At 40.4% G+C, this 18,498-nt stretch carries 23 protein-coding genes; 19 read left to right on the top strand and 4 right to left on the bottom strand.

The window, feature by feature from the left end; translation table 11 throughout:
• Window positions 1-4 precede the first annotated feature (4 nt).
• From rpsH to EGS71_RS10380, 14 genes are all read left to right on the top strand, one after another.
• Complete coding sequence (gene rpsH, locus EGS71_RS10445) at window positions 5-400, top strand: 30S ribosomal protein S8 (RefSeq protein ID WP_000062616.1); 396 nt, start codon at window positions 5-7, stop codon at window positions 398-400.
• Window positions 401-413: 13 nt separating this feature from the next.
• Window positions 414-947 (top strand): 50S ribosomal protein L6, encoded by a 534-nt coding sequence (gene rplF, locus EGS71_RS10440; protein WP_000091932.1) that lies wholly within the window; start codon window positions 414-416, stop codon window positions 945-947.
• Between the two features lie 14 nt (window positions 948-961).
• Complete coding sequence (rplR, locus tag EGS71_RS10435; protein WP_001003194.1) at window positions 962-1,312, top strand: 50S ribosomal protein L18; 351 nt, start codon at window positions 962-964, stop codon at window positions 1,310-1,312.
• A gap of 2 nt (window positions 1,313-1,314) precedes the next feature.
• Entirely contained in the window at window positions 1,315-1,812 is a 498-nt protein-coding gene (gene rpsE / locus EGS71_RS10430; protein ID WP_001141025.1) for a 30S ribosomal protein S5, read from the top strand.
• Window positions 1,813-1,818: 6 nt separating this feature from the next.
• Window positions 1,819-1,995: a 50S ribosomal protein L30 gene (gene rpmD / locus EGS71_RS10425; RefSeq protein ID WP_000849088.1), complete on the top strand. Its 177-nt coding sequence runs from the start codon at window positions 1,819-1,821 to the stop codon at window positions 1,993-1,995.
• 3 nt (window positions 1,996-1,998) lie between these two features.
• A complete protein-coding gene (gene rplO, locus EGS71_RS10420; protein ID WP_000175340.1) occupies window positions 1,999-2,439 on the top strand; it encodes a 50S ribosomal protein L15 in 441 nt (146 codons plus the stop codon).
• 45 nt (window positions 2,440-2,484) lie between these two features.
• Window positions 2,485-3,804, top strand: a complete 1,320-nt coding sequence (gene secY / locus EGS71_RS10415; protein WP_002000592.1) for a preprotein translocase subunit SecY — start codon at window positions 2,485-2,487, stop codon at window positions 3,802-3,804.
• Between the two features lie 20 nt (window positions 3,805-3,824).
• Window positions 3,825-3,941, top strand: a complete 117-nt coding sequence (rpmJ, locus tag EGS71_RS10410; RefSeq protein ID WP_000867907.1) for a 50S ribosomal protein L36 — start codon at window positions 3,825-3,827, stop codon at window positions 3,939-3,941.
• 107 nt (window positions 3,942-4,048) lie between these two features.
• Window positions 4,049-4,405, top strand: coding sequence for a 30S ribosomal protein S13 (gene rpsM / locus EGS71_RS10405; protein WP_000090815.1), 357 nt, complete (start codon window positions 4,049-4,051; stop codon window positions 4,403-4,405).
• A gap of 19 nt (window positions 4,406-4,424) precedes the next feature.
• Entirely contained in the window at window positions 4,425-4,811 is a 387-nt protein-coding gene (gene rpsK / locus EGS71_RS10400) for a 30S ribosomal protein S11 (RefSeq protein WP_001040166.1), read from the top strand.
• Between the two features lie 12 nt (window positions 4,812-4,823).
• Window positions 4,824-5,450, top strand: a complete 627-nt coding sequence (gene rpsD, locus EGS71_RS10395) for a 30S ribosomal protein S4 (protein WP_000135204.1) — start codon at window positions 4,824-4,826, stop codon at window positions 5,448-5,450.
• A gap of 17 nt (window positions 5,451-5,467) precedes the next feature.
• Entirely contained in the window at window positions 5,468-6,475 is a 1,008-nt protein-coding gene (locus EGS71_RS10390; protein ID WP_000198631.1) for a DNA-directed RNA polymerase subunit alpha, read from the top strand.
• An 18-nt stretch (window positions 6,476-6,493) separates the two neighbouring features.
• Window positions 6,494-6,871 carry a 50S ribosomal protein L17 gene (gene rplQ, locus EGS71_RS10385; RefSeq protein ID WP_001216380.1) on the top strand — a complete coding sequence of 126 codons (378 nt, stop codon included), beginning with the start codon at window positions 6,494-6,496 and terminating at the stop codon, window positions 6,869-6,871.
• A gap of 181 nt (window positions 6,872-7,052) precedes the next feature.
• On the top strand, window positions 7,053-8,543 hold the full coding sequence (locus EGS71_RS10380; protein WP_000415123.1) for a flavin-containing monooxygenase: 1,491 nt from the start codon (window positions 7,053-7,055) through the stop codon (window positions 8,541-8,543).
• A gap of 48 nt (window positions 8,544-8,591) precedes the next feature.
• On the opposite strand, the gene EGS71_RS10375 is transcribed toward EGS71_RS10380, so the two are convergent.
• Window positions 8,592-9,764 carry an acyl-CoA dehydrogenase family protein gene (locus EGS71_RS10375; RefSeq protein ID WP_001190556.1) on the bottom strand — a complete coding sequence of 391 codons (1,173 nt, stop codon included), beginning with the start codon at window positions 9,762-9,764 and terminating at the stop codon, window positions 8,592-8,594.
• 187 nt (window positions 9,765-9,951) lie between these two features.
• On the opposite strand from EGS71_RS10375, the gene EGS71_RS10370 reads away from it, so the two are divergent.
• The 5 genes from EGS71_RS10370 to EGS71_RS10350 all read left to right on the top strand — a co-directional run bounded on the left by EGS71_RS10370 (window position 9,952) and on the right by EGS71_RS10350 (window position 15,487).
• Window positions 9,952-10,209 (top strand): succinate dehydrogenase assembly factor 2, encoded by a 258-nt coding sequence (locus tag EGS71_RS10370; RefSeq protein WP_001288210.1) that lies wholly within the window; start codon window positions 9,952-9,954, stop codon window positions 10,207-10,209.
• Between the two features lie 6 nt (window positions 10,210-10,215).
• Window positions 10,216-10,605, top strand: a complete 390-nt coding sequence (locus EGS71_RS10365; protein ID WP_000607075.1) for a membrane protein — start codon at window positions 10,216-10,218, stop codon at window positions 10,603-10,605.
• A 769-nt stretch (window positions 10,606-11,374) separates the two neighbouring features.
• Complete coding sequence (locus tag EGS71_RS10360) at window positions 11,375-12,460, top strand: hypothetical protein (protein ID WP_000049106.1); 1,086 nt, start codon at window positions 11,375-11,377, stop codon at window positions 12,458-12,460.
• A 77-nt stretch (window positions 12,461-12,537) separates the two neighbouring features.
• Entirely contained in the window at window positions 12,538-13,104 is a 567-nt protein-coding gene (rrtA, locus tag EGS71_RS10355; RefSeq protein ID WP_000651539.1) for a rhombosortase, read from the top strand.
• A 187-nt stretch (window positions 13,105-13,291) separates the two neighbouring features.
• Entirely contained in the window at window positions 13,292-15,487 is a 2,196-nt protein-coding gene (locus tag EGS71_RS10350; protein ID WP_001158905.1) for a TRAP transporter large permease subunit, read from the top strand.
• Window positions 15,488-15,635: 148 nt separating this feature from the next.
• Here the strand turns inward: EGS71_RS10350 and EGS71_RS10345 are convergent, their stop codons facing one another.
• Genes EGS71_RS10345 through EGS71_RS10335 form a run of 3 tightly spaced genes read right to left on the bottom strand, consistent with a single transcriptional unit; the run spans window position 15,636 to window position 18,383 of the window.
• Window positions 15,636-16,067 carry a hypothetical protein gene (locus tag EGS71_RS10345; RefSeq protein ID WP_001130988.1) on the bottom strand — a complete coding sequence of 144 codons (432 nt, stop codon included), beginning with the start codon at window positions 16,065-16,067 and terminating at the stop codon, window positions 15,636-15,638.
• Window positions 16,068-16,078: 11 nt separating this feature from the next.
• Window positions 16,079-16,288 carry a YheV family putative zinc ribbon protein gene (locus EGS71_RS10340; protein WP_000745518.1) on the bottom strand — a complete coding sequence of 70 codons (210 nt, stop codon included), beginning with the start codon at window positions 16,286-16,288 and terminating at the stop codon, window positions 16,079-16,081.
• Between the two features lie 40 nt (window positions 16,289-16,328).
• Entirely contained in the window at window positions 16,329-18,383 is a 2,055-nt protein-coding gene (locus tag EGS71_RS10335; protein WP_000266469.1) for a M3 family metallopeptidase, read from the bottom strand.
• Window positions 18,384-18,498 lie beyond the last annotated feature (115 nt).

The raw sequence follows: 18,498 nt of genomic DNA, 5'->3' as shown, positions 1-18,498 counted from the left end.
CTAAATGAGTATGCAAGATACCGTTGCCGACATGCTAACACGTGTTCGTAACGCACAAATGGCTAAGAAACAAACTGTTTCTATGCCGTCTTCTAAGTTGAAAGTTGCTATTGCAAACGTACTTCAACAAGAAGGTTATATTTCAAACGTAGAAGTTGCTCAAGAAGAGACAAAATCTACTTTGACTATTACTTTAAAATATTTCGAAGGCAAGCCAGTTATCGAAATGGTTAAGCGCGTAAGCCGTCCAGGCCTTCGCCAATACCGTGGTAAAGATAAACTTCCAAGCGTTAAGCAAGGTTTAGGTATTGCAATTGTTTCTACAAGCAAAGGCATCATGACTGATCGCGCTGCACGTGCTGCGGGCATCGGTGGTGAAGTTATTGCTTTTGTTTCTTAATAGGTGATTCCTCATGTCTCGTGTGGCTAAAGCCCCAGTAACTGTACCAAATGGTGTAACAGTTACTCAGAACGGCCGGCAGGTCGAAGTGAAAGGCAGCAAAGGTACATTGTCTTTCAACCTGCATGCGCTGGTCGAGCTAAAACAGGAAGAAGGTAAACTTCAACTTGCTCCAGCTAAAGAATCGAAAGATGCTTGGATGCAAGCTGGTACTGCTCGCGCTGTATTGAACAACCTTGTTAAAGGTGTTAGCGAAGGCTTCGAACGTAAGTTGCAGCTAGTTGGTGTTGGTTATAAAGCTGCGGTTAAAGGTACAGTTGTAAACCTTAACCTTGGTTACTCACACCCAATTGACTACGCTTTACCTGAAGGTGTAACAGCGGAAACTCCAACTGCTACTGAAATCATTTTGAAATCAGCAAACAAGCAGTTGTTAGGTCAAGTAGCGGCAGAAATCCGTGCATATCGTTCTCCTGAACCATATAAAGGTAAAGGTGTTCGTTATTCGGATGAAGTCATTCTTCGTAAAGAAGCTAAGAAGAAATAAGGCGCGAGGTTCTTATGAACGAAAAGAAACAATCCCGTTTGCGTCGTGCGAAAAGCACACGCTTGCACATCCGTGCATTGGGTGCGACTCGTTTGTGTGTAAACCGCACTCCGCGTCACATCTATGCTCAAGTTATTTCAGCAGATGGTGGCAAAGTTTTAGCGCAAGCTTCAACTTTAGATGCATCTTTACGTAGTGGTACTACTGGTAATATTGAAGCTGCGACGAAAGTTGGTGCTTTAATCGCAGAACGTGCTAAAGCAGCTGGCGTTACTAAAGTTGCATTTGACCGTTCTGGTTTTAAATATCATGGTCGTATCAAAGCCTTGGCTGATGCTGCTCGTGAAGGCGGCTTGGAGTTCTAATCATGGCAAAAGTTGAACAAAACGAAGGTCTCGTTGAAAAGCTGGTTGCCGTTGATCGTGTAGCCAAGGTTGTTAAGGGTGGTCGTATCTTCTCTTTCACAGCATTAACTGTTGTGGGCGATGGTAATGGTCGCGTAGGTTTTGGTCGTGGTAAAGCTCGTGAAGTTCCAGCTGCTATTTCTAAAGCACTTGAAGCTGCACGTCGTAACATGATCACTGTAGACCTTGCTGGTACTACTTTACAACACCCTGTGAATGCTCGTCATGGTGCAAGCCGTGTATACATGCAACCTGCTTCAGAAGGTACTGGCGTAATCGCTGGTGGTGCAATGCGTGCCGTTCTTGAAGCTGCAGGTGTACATAACGTACTTGCTAAATGTTATGGTTCTACTAACGCTGCTAACGTAGTAAACGCAACTTTTAAAGGTTTGCGTGATATGACTTCTCCTGAGAAAGTCGCTGCGAAACGTGGTAAATCAGTAGAAGAAATTCAAGGGTAATCAATCATGAAAACGATTAAAGTTACCCAGACTAAATCTTCTTCACATCGCTTGAAAAATCACAAGCTTTGCTTACAAGGTTTAGGTCTGCGTCGTATTGGTCATACTGTAGAAGTGCAAGATACGCCTTCTAACCGTGGTATGATCAACAAAGTCTACTATATGGTTAGTGTAGAGGAATAAGCCATGACTCTGCGTTTAAATGAGCTTGCACCTGCAGAAGGTGCAAAACGTGAACACCGTCGTTTAGGCCGTGGTATCGGTTCTGGCGTTGGTAAGACTGGTGGTCGTGGTATCAAAGGTCAAAAATCACGTAAAAGTGGTGGCGTTCGTCCAGGTTTCGAAGGCGGTCAAACAGCGATTTATCGTCGTTTACCTAAATTCGGTTTCACTAGCCAAATCGCTTTAAAAACTGCTGAAGTACGTTTGTCTGAGTTAAGTAAAGTGGAAGGCGACATCGTTAGCCTTGAAACTTTAAAAGCTGCGAATGTTGTTCGTCGTGATCAAATTCGCGCTCGTATCGTGCTTTCTGGTGAAATCACTCGTGCATTCACTGTTCAAGGTGTTGCATTGACTAAAGGCGCTAAAGCTGCAATTGAAGCAGCTGGCGGCAAAGTCGAGGAGTAATCTCGAGTGTCTATGTCTCCTAGTTCTTCAGGTCATGTCAACATGATGAAAGGTCAGCCATTTCACGTGAAATATCGTGAAATTATTCGCCGGATGAGTTTTCTAATCGGTGCATTGCTGGTCTTTCGACTAGGAGCGCATATTCCAGTACCAGGCATTAATAATGCTGCGTTAGAAAATTTATTTCATGCAAACCAAGGAACTATTCTTGGGCTATTCAATATGTTTTCTGGCGGTGCTTTAGAGCGAATGTCGATTCTTGCTTTAGGGATCATGCCTTATATTTCTGCATCAATTATTGTGCAGTTAATGTCTACAGTGATTCCTTCTCTCGAAGCCTTGAAAAAGGAAGGGGAGCAAGGTAAACGTAAAATTAATCAATATACGCGTCAGGGTACATTATTACTTGCAGTGGTTCAGGCAGTGGGTATGTGTGCAGGTCTTATTGGACAGGGTATTACTCTATCTAGTGGTCTTGCTTTTTATATACCTGCAGTTACATCACTTGTCGCAGGAACTATGTTCTTAATGTGGCTAGGTGAACAAATCACTGAAAGAGGTATCGGTAATGGTATCTCAATGATTATTTTTGCAGGTATTGTTGCTGGTTTGCCTAAATTAATTATGCAATCAGTATCATCTGTCGATAATGGTCAAACAAGTTTAATTGGTCTTGTTATCTTTGGTCTTTTGTCTCTTGGTGTATTGGCAGCGATTGTGTTTATTGAAAAAGCACAGCGTCGTATTCCAGTAAACTATGCACAGAAGCAGCAAGGGCGTCGTATATTTACAGCTCAGCAAACACATCTACCATTGAAAATTAATATGGCTGGTGTGATTCCTGCGATTTTTGCGAGCTCTTTACTCTTGTTCCCAGCTAGTTTGGGTCAATGGGTAGGAAGTGCAGATCCGAATGCTGGTTTAATTAAACGTAGTTTACAAGATTTAGCTTTAGTATTGTCGCCTGGACAGCCTTTGTATTTGGTGCTCTTTGGTGCGTTAATTATCTTTTTCTGTTACTTTTATACGGCTTTAGTATTTAGCCCTAAGGAAGTATCAGAAAATCTAAAACGCAGCGGAGCTTATGTGCCTGGTATTCGCCCAGGTGAGCAAACTGCTCGTTACTTAGATCATATTCTTAATCGTTTGACGTTTATTGGTGCGATTTATATTACAGTCATTTGTTTGATGCCAATGATTCTACAAAGTTCTTTTGGTATTCCATTCTATTTGGGTGGTACCTCATTACTCATTGTAGTCGTTGTTGTTATGGACTTTATGGCTCAGCTACAAGCGCATTTAACTTCTCATCAATATGACAATCAAACATTAATGAGAAAAACGACTGCTCATCCTAAGGGATAAGCGCACTTAGAGGTTTCATCATGAAAGTACAAGCTTCTGTAAAGAAAATTTGTGGTAGCTGTAAAGTTATCCGTCGTAATGGGGTTATTCGCGTGATTTGTAGCGCAGAACCTCGTCATAAGCAGCGTCAAGGTTAATCTAATCAAGACCTGTTGATTTCAGTAGGCGAATTGGGTTAATATCCGCCCCTCAAGATTTTTGTGGGGCGGTTGATTATCTCTACTGCCTTTTTGGAGAAAAGTGAATGGCTCGTATTGCCGGTGTAAACATTCCGGATAACAAGCATGCTGTTATCTCCCTCACTTACATCTTTGGTATCGGTCGCCACACTGCTAAGAACATCTTAGCTGCAGTTGGTATTACTGAGACTACTAAGATCCGTGAGTTGGACGATGCACAGCTTGATGCGATTCGTGCAGAAGTTGCTAAGGTTCCTACCGAAGGTGACTTACGTCGCGAAATTTCCATGAACATTAAACGTTTAATGGATTTAGGTTGCTATCGTGGCCTTCGTCATCGTCGCAGCTTGCCTGTCCGTGGTCAACGCACCAAAACTAACGCACGTACCCGTAAAGGTCCGCGCAAACCGATTAAAAAGTAAGATTTCTGGAAGCTAAAAGATGGCTAAAGATACTCGCACACGCAAGAAGGTCACTCGTACCGTCTCTGAAGGTGTTGCACACATTCACGCGTCTTTTAATAACACCATTGTTACGATTACCGATCGTCAAGGTAATGCATTGGCTTGGGCCACCTCAGGTGGACAAGGCTTCCGTGGTTCACGTAAATCAACTCCGTTTGCTGCTCAGGTAGCTGCTGAAGTTGCTGGTAAAGCAGCTTTAGATTACGGTTTGAAAAACCTTGACGTCCTTGTAAAAGGTCCTGGTCCAGGTCGTGAGTCTGCGGTTCGTGCATTAGGCGCAGTGGGTTATAAGATTAACAGCATTACCGATGTGACTCCAATTCCTCACAACGGTTGCCGTCCACCTAAAAAACGTCGCGTGTAAGGAGAAACATTCATGGCTCGTTATATTGGTCCAAAATGCAAACTCTCTCGCCGCGAAGGGACAGACCTGCAACTTAAATCTGGCGTTAAACCATTTGACGTCAAAACTAAAAAAGCTAACAAAGCACCTGGTCAGCATGGTCAGGCTCGCGGTGGTAAGCAATCTGAGTATTCACTACAATTACGTGAAAAACAAAAAGTCCGTCGTATTTACGGTGTGTTAGAGCGTCAATTTAGTAACTACTATAAAGAAGCAGCTCGTGTTAAAGGCGCAACTGGTGAGAACTTGTTGAAATTGCTTGAAAGCCGTCTTGATAACGTTGTTTATCGCATGGGTTTTGGTTCTACACGTGCAGAAGCTCGTCAGTTAGTAAGTCACCGTAGCATTACTTTGAATGGTCGTCGTGTAAACATCGCATCTATTCAAGTTAAAGCTGGTGATGTAATTGCGGTTCACGAAGGTGCTAAACAACAATTGCGTATTAAAAACGCGATTGAATTGGCTGCTCAACGTGGTATTCCAGCTTGGATCGAAGTTGATCACTCTAAGCTTGAAGGTACGTTTAAAGCTGCACCAGATCGTTCTGATTTACCTGCTGAAATCAACGAAAGCTTGATTGTAGAATTGTATTCTAAATAATCCTTGAGGTAGCAATAATGACGCGTACTGCAAACGAGTTTCTAACTCCGCAAGCGATCAAGGTCGAAGCGGTAAGCGGGACCTCGGCAAAAGTGATTCTGGAACCTTTAGAGCGTGGTTTTGGCCATACTCTAGGTAATGCTTTACGTCGCATTCTATTGTCTTCTTTGCCAGGCGCTGCTGTGGTTGAAGTAGAGATAGAAGGTGTCGAGCACGAGTACAGTACTTTAGAAGGCTTGCAGCAGGACATCGTCGAGCTCTTGCTGAACCTAAAAGGATTGTCTATTAAGCTGTTCGATCAAAATGAAGCTTATTTAACATTAGAAAAACAAGGTCCTGGTGACATTACTGCTGCCGACCTTCGTTTGCCTCATAATGTTGAAGTGGTTAACCCAGAACATTTAATTGGTACTTTGAGTGCTACAGGCTCATTAAAAATGCGCTTGAAAGTTTCTCAAGGTCGTGGTTATGAAACATCTGACTCTCGTTTCCCTGAAGGCGAAACACGTCCTGTAGGTCGTTTACAGTTAGATGCTTCTTATAGCCCAATTAAACGTGTTTCTTACACCGTAGAAAATGCGCGTGTAGAACAACGTACCGATTTAGATAAACTGGTAATCGATCTTGAGACCAATGGTACGGTTGATCCTGAAGAAGCAATCCGCAAAGCGGCAACAATCTTGCAACAACAAATTGCAATTTTTGTTGATCTTCAGAAAGACCAAACTCCTGTTGCTCAAGAACCTCGTGAAGAAGTTGACCCAATCTTGCTTCGCCCAGTAGATGATCTAGAGCTTACTGTTCGTTCTGCTAACTGTTTGAAAGCAGAAAATATTTACTACATTGGTGATCTTGTTCAACGTACTGAAGTTGAGTTGTTAAAAACTCCTAACCTTGGTAAAAAATCGTTAACAGAGATCAAAGATGTTTTGGCATCGAAAGGTTTACAACTCGGTATGCGTCTTGAGAACTGGCCACCAGCTAGTCTTCGTATGGACGACCGTTTTGCCTATCGTAGCCGTTAATTAAGTAGGACTATCACCATGCGTCATCGTAATAGTGGTGTGAAATTAGGCCGTACAAGCAGCCATCGTAAAGCGATGTTCCAAAACTTGGCTAATTCTTTATTTGAACATGAGTTGATCAAAACAACTTTGCCTAAAGCTAAAGAATTACGTCGTGTTGCTGAGCCTTTAATCACTCTAGCAAAAAACGATACTGTAGCAAATCGTCGTTTAGCATTTGCTCGTACTCGTAATGCTGCAACTGTTGGTAAATTATTTACCGTACTCGGCCCTCGTTACAAAGAACGTAACGGCGGTTATCTACGTGTTCTTAAAGCGGGCTTCCGTGCTGGTGATGCAGCACCGATGGCTTACGTTGAGCTTGTAGATCGTGAAGTGAACACTTCAGCTGAATAATTGATATTATTCAAAAAAGACCGGCTTTATGCCGGTCTTTTTTATTTTCCAAAAAACATAAAATTAAAAATTTGTCCCCAAGTGACATAAAAAAACGGATAAACGGTCAAACTTGACATTGTGTATTGTCAAAATTATGATTTAATAAAGTCATATTCTCAACAATGGGTATAAAAATAAAATGGAAAAGCAAGTTGATGTATTAATCATTGGTGCAGGCATATCAGGAATAGGTGTTGCTGCCCATTTATCTAAAAACTCTCCACAACGTCAGTTTGAAATTTTGGAGCGTCGTGAATCGTTTGGTGGAACTTGGGATCTTTTCCGCTATCCTGGTATCCGTTCTGATTCAGATATGTCTACTTTTGGTTTTAACTTTAAACCATGGTGTAAAGCCAATGTTCTTGCTGATGGTGCCTCTATTAAAGGATATCTAGGGGAAGTGATTGATGAGTTTAAGTTAAAAGAAAAAATTCATTTTGGCCATCGTGTCCTTTCTGCGAATTATGATTCTGCCTCGAAAAAGTGGCATGTTATTGTCGAGGACAATAAGAAAAAACAGCAGACTTGGGTTGCTAACTTCGTTGTAGGTTGTACTGGTTATTATAATTATGACCAAGGTTACGCGCCGACTTTCCCAAATCAAGAAGCTTTCAAAGGTCAACTCATTCATCCACAACATTGGCCGGAAAATTTGGATTATAAGGGTAAAAAAGTAGTAATTATTGGTAGTGGAGCTACAGCAATTACACTGGTGCCTGCAATGTCAAAAGGTGGAGCAGGTCATGTAACGATGTTGCAACGTTCACCAACTTATATTGCTTCTGTTCCGTCTATTGATTTCATCTATGAAAAAACTCGTAGATTTATGTCTGAAGAAGCAGCCTATAAATTTACGCGTGCTCGTAATATTGGTATGCAACGAGCAATTTATGCATTGTCTCAAAAGCATCCTAAAACAGTTCGTCGTTTACTCTTAAAAGCAATTGAAATGCAACTTAAGGGTAAAGTTGATATGAAACATTTTACACCTTCATATAACCCTTGGGATCAGCGTCTTTGCGTAGTTCCTGATGGTGATTTATTCAAAATTCTTCGTGAAGGTAAGGCGAGTGTTGAGACTGATCAAATTGAAAAATTTACTGAGACTGGTATTCAATTAAAATCAGGCAAGCATCTTGATGCCGATATTATCGTATCTGCAACAGGTTTGCAGGTTCAAATCATGGGCGGTGTGCAGGCAACTATTGATGGGGAGCCAGTTAAATCATCTGAACACATGCTTTATAACGGCGTGATGCTCAGCGATGTACCAAACATGGCGATGATTATTGGTTATGTAAATGCTTCATGGACATTAAAAGTTGATATTGCAGCAGATTATATCTGTCGTTTATTAAATTACATGGATAAGAATAATTATGATGAAGTCATTCCATCTGGTGATAAGAGTGTGATGGAAGAGGACACAGTTATGGGTAGCTTATCATCTGGTTATATTAGTCGTGCTGCCGACGTGATTCCTAAACAAGGTAAACAAGCACCATGGCAGGTAACCAATAATTATCTTGAAGACCGAAAATCATTAAAAAATGCAAAATTTGATGATGGTGTTCTACGTTTTCATAAGCATTCAGAAGTTACCACACGTAAACCCAAATTAGTGTCTTGATATTCGAAAATAAAAAGGAGGCTATAAGCCTCCTTTTTATAGTAAAGATTAAAGAGTTCTAGAGATTAATTCTTTCATAATTTCATTGGTGCCTGCATAAATACGGTTTGCTCGGTGATCGATATAAGCGCGTGCAATTGGATATTCCATCATATAGCCATAACCACCATGTAATTGAAGACATTCATCTACAACTTTTGAAAACATATCTGAAATTTTATATTTTGCAGCCGCTGCAGCTTCAACACTCAATTTTTCATCGAGTTGTAATTCCATACAACGATCTAAATAGGTACGGCAGAAATCTATCTCTGTTCTAAGTTCGGCAAGTTTAAAACGAGTATTTTGGAATGCTCCAACTGGTTTGCCAAATGCTTTACGATCTTTTGTATATTGAACAGTATGTGCAAATGCCGCTTCTGCCCCAGCTTGGCAGATAATAGCAACTAGCATACGCTCCCACGCTAATTCTTTCATGAGCATGATAAAGCCCATACCTTCCATACCTAAAAGATTTTCTTTAGGAACACGAACGTTATCAAAGAAGAGTTCACAGGTATCTTGGCCTTTCATACCAATTTTGTTAAGTGGTTTGCCTTTAGTAAAACCAGCACGGTCAGCTTCGACAATAATGAGTGATAAATTGGCAGATCCTTTATCGCTATTCCCCGTTTTACAAACGACAATCGCCATATCGCATAAATAGCCATTGGTAATAAATATTTTTGAACCATTAATGACATATTCATCGCCATCAAGAACGGCTGTTGTACGAACCGCTTGCAAGTCTGAACCTGTTCCCGGCTCGGTCATGGCAATTGCGGTAACCGTCTCACCAGTAGCCATTTTAGGGAGCCATTTCTGTTTTTGCTCTTCATTACCGAAGTTATTAATATAGTTGGCTACAATGTCGGAATGCAGTGAGAAACCTGTACTTGAGTCCATCGCATAGGCTTGTTCTTCAATAAGAATCATGCTGTATAGGCGATCGACACCTGAACCACCATATTGTTCTGGCATGGTGGTACAGAGTAAACCTAATGCACCAGCTTTATTCCAAAGATCTCGGTTAACATGTTGTTGTTTTTCATATTTTTCAATATTAGGTACAACTTCTTTCTCGTAGAATTTACGTACCGTTTCCCGAAAAGCTTCATGTTCTTCGTTAAATAAATGGCGAGGTAACATATTTGGAATGGGACGAATAGCACCAGATTGCATTGTATTTCTTCCTTGGTTTGGGCTTGATGTTATGAGCTAAACATAAGGGAAGCGACTAGGTCTAACAATGTGATGAATGCTCATTTATGGCGGTGAAGTGATAAGTTTGGTCAATTTGATATTTTTAGCGAACTTTCTCATGTGATCAGGTAAACTAAGCGCACTATCAACGCAGATGGGGAAATAAATGTCTGAAGAAATGACCTTGGAAGAACGTAAAGTAATCTATCGCGCACGTCGTGGTTTAAAGGAAATTGATGTCTATTTTGACCCTTATGTGAAAAATTATTATTTAAAGGCAGACCCGGCAGAAAAAGCATTGTTTGCTGAGTTGGTAGAACAGGAAGACCCTGATTTACTAGATTGGTTTATGGAAGTATCAGAACCACCACGTACCGAATTACGTGACTTTATCTATAAATTAAAACACTATGTTCATGGTTAATTTATTTTGATCAACCATTTGAATTTTAAGCTGAAATATAGTCGTTTTTCGATTATATTTCAGTTTTTTATTGGCTTAAGCTTAGCAGTTCTATTTTATCAATTAATGCCGTTACTATGGTGGTTAGTTGTAATCAGCTTACTATTTATCAGCTTTATTTTCTTTTTAAAGCGTCCGCAGCTTGCACAAATTGCTTATTTAGATAAAAAACTATGGTCGCTTGCTTATCACTCACAGAACACCATTTCTCGCGTCAAAATTTTAAAAGTAATTGATTATCAGATTTTCATAGTGATCTATTTTGAAGGTCATAAAACACTAACTTCTATCATTTGGTTTGATCAAATGTCATTAGTAGAGTGGAAAAAGCTTAAAACTTTAGAAAAACTCTATTAATTGTTAGACAATTCTATATTTGTATATTTATTTAAAATTATTATTAATCAATATCTTATATTTTATTTCTTTTTGGGAAATTGAAATTGTCTAGTTAAAATACAGAAAAAACAGCAAGAAAGTTAATTGTCGGACAATTTCTCAATATGGTTACTATTCTATCGGTTAAAGTACAAACACCAACGTAAAGTGTGTCGGAGGTCTCAAATGGAGATGCCAACATGGTCGTTCTTGGTCATTGCCATAATTATGGCGGTGGTGATAGGAAGAGCAGGAACTTTACTCAGGGAACATCTTAACCGAGTTAATCTTAGCAAAGTTAAGAGACAGAGGATGCAAAGGTCATCGATCAGTCAATAGTCTAATTGGTTAATCGATTAATTTCATCAAGTGTCCAGTTTTTAACTGGGTGCGAATGTAGTAAGGAGGTCTCTCATGGAGATTTCAATGTGGATGTTTCTGTTGATTGCAGTAATTATGGCTGTAGTAGTAGGAAGAGCAGGAACTTTACTTAAGGATTATCTAGAACAACAATAATATAAGCCGTTAAAAGCTTATCCCAGTTAATAAGTAGCATGTGCTGAACCGTCGCAATGCTACTTTTTTTTGCCTAAAATTTTTGTTTCCCTGAAAAACTGTCAATTTTATCTGCTGTGAAGTGTGTCAAAGTATAAGCGCTACAATTAGAGTAATTACTCTTTTATTCAAGATATGCATCTGCTAATGTACATCTGAAAAGGAAAAAACAAATTACATCGAGGACAGGAAGATGTCTAAAGTCCAAAAAATATGCCAAGGTTTGGCGGTAAGTTTTCTTGCAGCTTCAGTTTTATCAGGTTGTTCATACGTCGTGAAAAGCGGAGCAAATGTTGCTTTAGGTTTTACGGAAAAGCACGTCGTTCCACCTATTTTGGCAATGCAAGATGCTGAAATGGTTTGTAATACTGGTAGTGCCTTAACTCCTGCAATCATGTCGACTAAAGGTATGGGTGCAGATCCTACTCGTGTTGCTGTCTTAATGTATGCTGCTTCAGGTGTATGCGCGGAAAACCAAGCATTAGAACAGGAGTTACGTTATTTGCGCGCTTCAAAAGCAGGGCAGGTAACAGAAGCTCAAGATGCACGTATTGCACAGAAGCGTTGGGCTGCAATTGCTGCTGAGCGACAATACGCAGGCTATAAGCTCTTTGCTGATCGTTGGGAATCTAAATATAAATATCATTTAGGTGATTCTTGTCCAACAATGCGTAGTGATATTGACCAAACTGTATATTTACTTGGGATGATTAGTGGCCTTCAAGCTGTGACCAACGACATTAACTCTGGCGGTTCTGTCAATGTTCCGAAAGATATTGCTGCTATTGTAGAGCGCGGTATGGTCTGCCTTGATAACCAAAAATTCTGGGGCGCACCAAATGCAACCCGTGCAGTGATCTGGACTTTATTACCAGGCGCTAATGAAGGGAAGCCTGATCCATATGAGACTTTAAAACAGTCCGTGCAAATTGGTGAACAAAAAGGTGTTCGTTTATCTCATGCATTATATGCCGTAGCTGCTCAAGCGAGTGGTGACGATGCTAAAATCCGTGATGCATTAAAAACTTATGCTGCATCTCAAGCAGATGACAAACCAGTCAATCCGAACTTTAAATTAATCGATAGTATGGCTGGTTTAATTGTGCGCGGTATTTCTGACCGTTACTGGACTGAGCATACTGGTGTTCGTACCGGTGATGACGGTATGTCTCATTTCTGGGATGAGAAAAACGAAGGCTCAGCTGAATTGGATGAGTTGTTTGATGGTGGAGCTGCATCGGAAGCCCCAGCTGACACGAAAACTGCACCAGCACAGTAAATAGATCTGAAGGAACTCACTCCTTAGGGTTACTAACTCTAGTAATCGTAAGGAGTCTGGTTTAAAAGGAGTGTGCTATGAAAGATCATGTACTCAATAAAAAAGTGCTTTTGGTCGCAGGGTGCATTTCTGTTTCTGCATATTTACAGGTGTTTCCAGATTATTTTATCTATTGGCATGAAAGCTTACTCGGCGAGTTCTGGCGTTTATGGACAGCGCACTGGGTACATGTCGGATGGATTCACTTTCTTTTAAATATGATGGCATTTGCGTGTTTGCCTTTCATATTTCCCCATACCAAAGTGTGGCACATTTTAAGTCTTCTTTTTCTTTTACCACCTTTTATTAGCTTGGTGTTCTATTTTTATTTGCCCAATATCGATGCATATGCAGGCCTTTCTGGGGTACTCCATGGGTTATATACCGCAGTTGCTTTGGTTTACTTGCAATACCGTAAAGAAAGGAATTTTGCATTTCTGGTCTTAGGTTTAATTGTTGCAAAGTTGATTTGGGAAAATACATTTGGGCAAACAGGAACAGCCCAGCTCATTGGTAGTCCAGTTTTAACTGAAGCTCATCTATATGGGGCGATTGGTGGTGCAATCTTTGGAGGATGCTATTGGCTCATACAAAGATTCAAATAGAAAGATTGACAATACAAACTGTTAAAAAAGTGATTTTAGTCATTCTTTATTGATAAAGTTTGATGCAAATTTGATCGTTGAATAAAGGGATTGGTAGAAGGGGGATGGGCGATACCCCTGACCAAGGAAATTGCATGACTCAAAGCCTTTGTTATGAGGGATTTGAGAGAACAAAATTGGAATATTTATGCAAGAATATCAAGAAAAAAGATCTGGATTAGGTCTGCTGGGTTATATCTGGAATGAATGGATCTCAACATTCATTATCCTCATTTTACTATTGATGACGCTCATAATTGGTACCGGGGAAATGATCCACGGTCAATTATTACGTATCGGGGAACGTCTTTATGGTGACCCTGCTACAGGCATGCAATATTCATTCTTGCGTGCTGAGCCTGAAAAGCCGACTTGTGATCGACATCCGAATATTGATGCTCAAGTAAAAGAGCAGATGAAAGCAAATGCATCTGATGATTTTGCGAGCTTCTTTGGTGCTGCATCGGAAAGTGATGTCCGTGCGTCCTTACTAGCAGCACAGCAGCAATGTGAAGAAAAATATCAGGCTTACGACAAAACTATTAAATATATCGAAGCAAACCCGGGCGTACGTACTTATCGTGCGATCGAAACAGGTTTCTTTGGTATTTTTAAATTCGGTACAGAGAACCGTGCCATTTTACTGGTCTTTATGGTACTGATTTCAGCGATTACTGCATCATTGAAATATCACCATATTGGCTTGCGTAATCCAGCAACAAAAATAGATTACAAAGTGTATTCTCTATTTATGTTGATTGGTAATGCGCTACTAAGCTTCTCGGTCATTAGCCAGTATCGTTCAGTCATTAATTCCGGGGTAACACCTACTTATGAAACAGTAACGATTTACTGGATATGGATGATTCTGTTTGTTGTTCTGACCTTAATTAGTCTGTATCAACTATTTGTTTCACCTCCACCAAAACGTGAAGGCGGTAATATAGGTTTAGCCTTACTTTCTGTACCTTTATATGCCTATATGGCACTAATTACAGGTATTGTATTCACGTTCTTTATGGATTATCCAATGGGGCAAGGGATTTACCTTGGTTTATTGGTTGAGTTCTCGGGTATCTTCTTAAATCTTGCCTTATTTATTTGGGCGGGTATGTTACTCACACAAACCCGTGTTATGGACTTGTTCTTAAATGTACTTCGTCCATGGAACTTGGCGCCAGAAACCTTAACTTGGTTAATTCTGATTGCTGCTGCTGTACCGACTGCTTATACCGGTGCTTCGGGGATTTTCGTTATCGCGGCTGGTGCGATTATTTATAAGGAAGTTTGGAACGCAGGCGCTCGCCGTCAATATGCATTAGCTGTATCTGCAATGTCCGGCTCCCTAGGGGTGGTTGTACGTCCATGTCTCTTGGTCGTTCTAATTGCGATGTTGGATAGTCGTCATGTTACATCTGATGAATTATTCGGACATGGTATTTATGTCTTCTGGCTAACAGCATTTATTTTCTTGGGTGTATCTCTTTTATTGGCCGAAGAAAAGTTCCGTGTGAACTCGCCAAAAGTGGCACTACCAGGTATGGCACGAGCTTTCGTACCGGTTATTCCATATATCTTAATTACTGTAGTTGTCCTTGCATTTTATAAATATGCATTAGATACAGGAATGAATGAATTTACTGCGCCAGTGATTCTGCCACTCGTGCTTATTGCGATGATTCTGTACGATAAAATGGTTATGCCTAAAGAGGCACCAGCTTTAAATATTCATGAGGCGATTGTTCGTGAGCATGAGAAGAAATCACCGTTCTTACAGACTCATGATCCGCATAGTTCACAGTTCCGTCTTGGTTTTGGTGGTGCTTTACGTTTTGCGACATCAGAAACAGTGGGACATATCGGTGCCTTAATCATTTTGATGGCATTGTCTGCAAGTGTAGGTGGTTTAATTGAACGCTCTGAAGTGGTCGAATTATTACCAACTCATTTAGGCAGTATCTATATATCACTAGCATGTATTGCACTGTTACTTGCAATTATTGGTATGTGTACAGATCCATTTGGTGCCGTAATTTTAGTGGCAGCAACTATTGCTCCTGTAGCTTACGAAAATGGTATTCATCCAATTCACTTCTGGATGATTGTATTGGTCGCATTCGAATTTGGTTATGTAACGCCGCCAGTTGCCTTGAACCATCTATTAACGCGGTTATCCGTTGGTGATGATGAGGTGAATGCTGCCGATGCAGAAGCGAAAGAGAAGTACACAAGTTTCTACTACCGATATGAACGTTGGTTATTACCAATTATTGTCTTGTTCTCATCATTGGTATTGGTAACTTATGCACCACTAATACTGAAACTATTTGGTTGGTACAAGTAATTTAAATATATAAGCCGAGCAAAAACACTCTCTTTAAGAGGGTGTTTTTTTATGTGGTAGTTATCTTGAGCATATAAATTTTTAGTAAATAAAAAAGCTAGCTCAGAGTGAACTAGCTTTTTGCATCATATCTAGAGTTAAACAAATACTATTGTTGTTTAACTTGGGCCTCAAGAAGCTTCACTTGCTCTTCTTTTAGCTTAATAAGTTGATCTGCATCAGCATGTTGAGCTTTTAGTGTTGCTTCCTGATCTTGCAATTGATGATGAATGTCATTGAGTTTAGATACTTCTTCTTTAGCTAAAGATTCTTGAGCAGGGATTGGTTGTTTGAGCACGTCCTCATTCACAAGTTGCTGTGAGTTAGCGGTTTGTGTTTGAACTACGGGTTCCGAGCTTTCAGAGGGTTTTGTAGTTTTTTCAGGAGCTGGTACCGAGGCTGGTTGTGGATCAACCATTGGCGCTGATGTTTCAGTTTTTTTGAAAAACCATTGTGCTGCGAAAAAAAGCACGACGAGAATGCTTAAGCCCCCAATTAAAATCCACAATAGTTTTGAGTTTTGTTTTCTTTGTAGTGGCATGTCTAAGACCTTTAGTCAGAACGACGAGGCTTGAACTGTATTACCCCAATTTCATCAGGTATAGCGGGCGTTTCAGGCTCATCAATATGAGTCGGACGATTTTCGCTATAACCGCATTCGATACATTCAATCCATTCGTCTTCAGCGGTGGTTAGCATGACAATCCGATCTATGGCTTCACATTTTGGACATTTAGCCCCAGCAATGAAACGTTTCTTCATCTTTATCACCCTAACCACACGATCAATTTAGGCCCATAGTTTAAGCGGTTTTGTTATCGTTCGTCCAACCTTGATGACGTAACAATGCATCAATTTTTGGCTCACGACCGCGGAAATTCACAAATGCTTCAAGAGCAGTATCTTTCCCACCCACCGCTAAAATTGCCTGACGGAATTCTTTACCCGTTTGAGTATTGAAAATACCTTCATTTTCAAAACGGTCAAAGGCATCACTTGCTAAAACTTCTGCCCATTTGTAAGAGTAGTAACCTGCTGCGTAGCCGCCTGCAAAAATATGACTAAAGCTATGCTGGAAACGGTTGTAGTCGACGGTTGGAACTACTGCATATTGTTTGCGAATATCATTTAAGGTCTGCTGAATTTGCTCACTATTCAACGCAGGAGTTTTGGTGTGAATAGTTAAGTCAAATAAGGCAAATTCAAGCTGACGTAAAGTTTGCATACCAGACTGGAAGAAACGTGCATTTAATAAAGCATCAAGTAACTCTTGAGGTAAAGTCTGCTTGCTCTCAATATGCTCACTTAAAACATCAAGACTTTCTTTATCCCATGACCAGAATTCCATAAACTGACTTGGTAACTCGACTGCATCCCAAGCAACGCCGTGAGTACCTGCAACTGAGATATTATCTACTTCAGTAAGCATATGGTGTAAGCCATGACCAAACTCGTGGAATAAGGTAATGACTTCATCATGGGTGAGTAAGGCTGGTTGGTTACCTACAGGTGGAGTGAAGTTACACACCATATAGCAAATTGGTTTTTGTAAACCATGAACAGTTTGCATACGTGAGCGGAAACCACTCATCCATGCTCCACCACGTTTACCTGTACGCGCATATAAATCAAAGAAGAAGCCGCCAATGACTTCACCTTGGTCTTCTAACTCAAAATAACGTGCATCTGGATGCCAAACCGGAGCTTCACGTTCAACAATGTTAATACCATATAAACGCTGTACGATCTGGAATAATCCCTGAATCACTTTTGGTGCAGGGAAGTAAGGTTTTAAAGCTTCCTGTGATAAGTTGAACTGTTGTTGTTTAAGCTTTTCAGAATAGTAAGTGGTATCCCAAGGTTTAAGCTCATCAATACCATCTTGTTTGGCAATAGCTTGGAGTTCGGCAACTTCCTGAAGTGCAGGGGTATGTGCATGCTCAGCTAAATCGACTAAAAAGTCGTGAACTGTTTTGACATCAGGCGCCATTTTGCTGGCAAGAGAATATTCAGCATAGTTATTAAAACCGAGTAGTTTTGCCATCTCTTGGCGAAGACTCAGGATTTCTTCCATAATTTTGCTGTTGTCAAATTCTGTTTGCTCAGACTGATCTGATGCACGTGTGACATAAGCTTTATAAAGCTCTTCTCGCAAGGCACGATCATCGGCATAGGTCATGATGGCAAAATAAGCTGGGAAATCTAAAGTTGCGACCGCTTGATCAAGCTCACGCTGTTTGCCGTACTGTTTTAATAACTCAACATTACTTTCCGGAAGACCTTTTAATTGGTCTTCTGTCAGTGGTTTAAAATAAGCCTGTGTCGCATCAAGTACATGGTTTGAGAAGTCAGAAGAAAGCTGTGAAAGACGTGCAGAAATTTCAGCGTAACGTTTTTTCTCTTCACCCTCTAAAGCGACACCAGAAAGTTTAAAATCACGTAAAGCGAGACGGATGGCACTTTGTTGCGCAGGGCTTAGCGTTGAATAGCTCTGACTATCATGTATGAGTTGATAGGTCTGATATAACGCCGTGTGTTGGCCAAGCTGAGTGTAATATTCACTTAAAGCGGGTAATAGAGATTGATAGACTTCTCTGGTTTCAGCATTGTTCATCACAGCATTTAAATGTGACAACACTCCCCACGATTCACTGAGGTTATTTTCAAGTGCATCAATTTGTTCAAGCACGGCAAGTTGCTGGTCTGTCTCGGATGGTGCAGCCGTAAGGGTGTTTAAAAACTCTTGTCCTGCTTGAATCGCTTGTTGAATATCTTGTTTTAAATTATCTAATGTAATTTGATCAAAGCGGGGAGTAGGTAGAGTCGCTTGCTGTAAAGTCATTGCTAATAGCCACATTATTTTTTAAACATAGTATTAGATGTAGGTATTGTTAGGCAGGAAATCAAGCTTAATTTAAAAAATAAACGTTTTAAAAACATTAAGCCCCCATTTTGGGAGCTTAATCATAATT

The sequence above is a fragment of the Acinetobacter sp. FDAARGOS_559 genome (assembly GCF_003940475.1).
GTDB classification, from domain to species: domain Bacteria; phylum Pseudomonadota; class Gammaproteobacteria; order Pseudomonadales; family Moraxellaceae; genus Acinetobacter; species Acinetobacter baumannii.
This window is presented reverse-complemented; position numbering and strand designations above follow the sequence as displayed.